Here is a 2,210-nt window from a genome sequence, read left to right on the forward strand (position 1 = left end):
TCAGACAATAGTAATTTAGGGTGAAAAATCATCATTTTCACTAAAAAAAAACTGTATGACTAATCATTAGTTATTTTTGTTTTAGTTACTATAGCATTTACATTTTCAATATGAATTAAGAAAAAAAATAAACAATAGATGGACGGTCAACATTCAGCAGTTAGCTAGCCTCCGGCAAAAGAACTATGTTAACAGCTTTATTATCTTTAAAAGGAGGAAAAAACAATTGAGAGATTTCTAAGAATTAAAAGTTACTGTAAAAGCTCATCACTTAACCTTAGCAGTTCACAGAATTGTATAGGTTGAAAATTAAAATTTATCGTTCTTTTTCTCCACTTCTATAGGTTAAAATGTAAGTATATCGGTGTTGAAAATTATCGTTATGAAAAGGCAGGAGGCAGAGGGCAGAAACGGTGCGACCCTGCGTCGGCGTTAGACGCAAGTGGTCGGAACCCGCTACGACGCCAGCTCGCTTGCGGAACGCCGACCAAGAGAGGTAATGCGCACCAAGATAAGCAGAAGGAAAGAGAGTTTTTGGCAAATTTACTTTTCGTTACTAACTTGCTGTTTTTTTGCACCGTTCTACTGAGTATAAATTAAACAAATGCTTACTTCATTAGTTGAAAAGTTGTTTGAGTAGCATACTGCAGGAAAAGCTGACCGCCAATAGTTTAATCCTTACAAAAAATACATAATATAGCGTTTTTCAAAGTCGTGAGGTACAGTTATCTTTTTGTCTTTTTATTCCCTGTTCCCTAAAGCCTAAAATTCTTACTCTTTTTGAGAATTACTGTATATAGTCATTTAACTTTAGATTGAGACCAAGCTTTCTTGTTATGAGGAATGTTGTCAAGGAGTTTAGACAAAAAAACGTCTCATTTTTAAGTTAAAATACTATATTTTTATTTTTAGTTAAATATAAACAGAGCTGAAAATGAATATTAACCAAGATGATTTTATAGTCCGTCCAATGACTATAGCTGACTTAAAATTAGCTATAAACTGGGCTGGTGATGAAGGATGGAATCCCGGAATTGATGATGCTAATAATTTTTATGTAGCTGACCCTCAAGGTTTTTTAATTGGAGAATTAAACGGAGAACCAATAAGTTGTATTTCTGTAGTTAGATATAGTCAAAATTTTAGTTTTATTGGTATTTATATTGTCAAATCTGAATGAAAAAAAAAGGATTTGGATTCAAAACTTGGCATGAAGGTTTTAAATTAATTGATAATCAACCTGCTGCTTTAGATGCTGTTTTGGAACAAGTTAATACTTACCGTAAATCTGGCTTTAAAACTACTCATAGCCATCTGCATTATCAAGGAATAATTCCTGGTGAAATATCTCAAGATATCAAAGACTTAAAGACGATTAATTTTGAGAAACTTTGTAGTTATGATCGCCTTTATTTTCCTGCCGACCGTCCTAATTTTCTCAAAGCATGGATTAATCAATCAAATGGTAAAGGCTATGGAATAATTAATTATGAAAATTTAGTTGGCTATGGAGTTATTAGAAAAGCTAAAGAAGGATTTAAGATAGGTCCTATATTTGCCGAAAACCAAAAAATAGCAGAAAAGTTATTTTTAGCTTTGTGCAGTTATTCGGAAAATCAAAATGTTTATATTGATGTTCCTAATATTAATCAACAAGCTATTAATTTAGTTGAAAATTATCAAATGCAATGTGTTTTTGAATGTGTCAGAATGTATTCCGGTCGAGAACCAAATATTGATTGGACAAATATTTTTGGTGTGACTAGCTTAAAATTAGGATAAACTTTCAAGAGGATTTCATAGGGTCATTTCAATTATCAGTCATCAGTTATCAGTACCTCTTGCTGTTTGCGCAGCGTTTCGTAGGAAAGCAAGAAGCTTGAAATACGGAATTTTTTTCTCTTGGTCGATTTAGATATGGCGAATAGTTTCAGTGACACAGTTTATTTTTCATCGAAAGAAATTATTGAAAGTAACCTTGACAAATTTACAAATTTTCTCAAAAAAATTGGTAACTTGGCTAGAGTAAAAAAAACTTTCCAGTATATATTGAGCTGAGAAGAATTTGTAAAAATACTTTTTTTCCTATATATTCCCTATTCCTTGTTTCCTTGTTTCCTGGTTTCCTGTTTAAAACGATAATTTTTTGGCTTTATTTAAAATTGAGATGCACTCAGTAAATCTAAATTCAATTCTCTCAAATTTTGGGA

General features: G+C 31.8%; 2 protein-coding genes. Both read left to right on the forward strand.

All coding sequences use genetic code 11. The features are described from left to right. Positions 1-934: 934 nt before the first annotated feature. On the forward strand, positions 935-1,180 hold the full coding sequence (locus AC3DU7_RS31790) for a hypothetical protein (protein WP_488043219.1): 246 nt from the start codon (positions 935-937) through the stop codon (positions 1,178-1,180). After that, positions 1,177-1,782: a hypothetical protein gene (locus tag AC3DU7_RS31795; protein ID WP_488043220.1), complete on the forward strand. Its 606-nt coding sequence runs from the start codon at positions 1,177-1,179 to the stop codon at positions 1,780-1,782. Before AC3DU7_RS31790 ends, AC3DU7_RS31795 begins: the two co-directional genes overlap by 4 nt. Positions 1,783-2,210: the final 428 nt, after the last annotated feature.

This window comes from Okeania sp. (assembly GCF_983059655.1).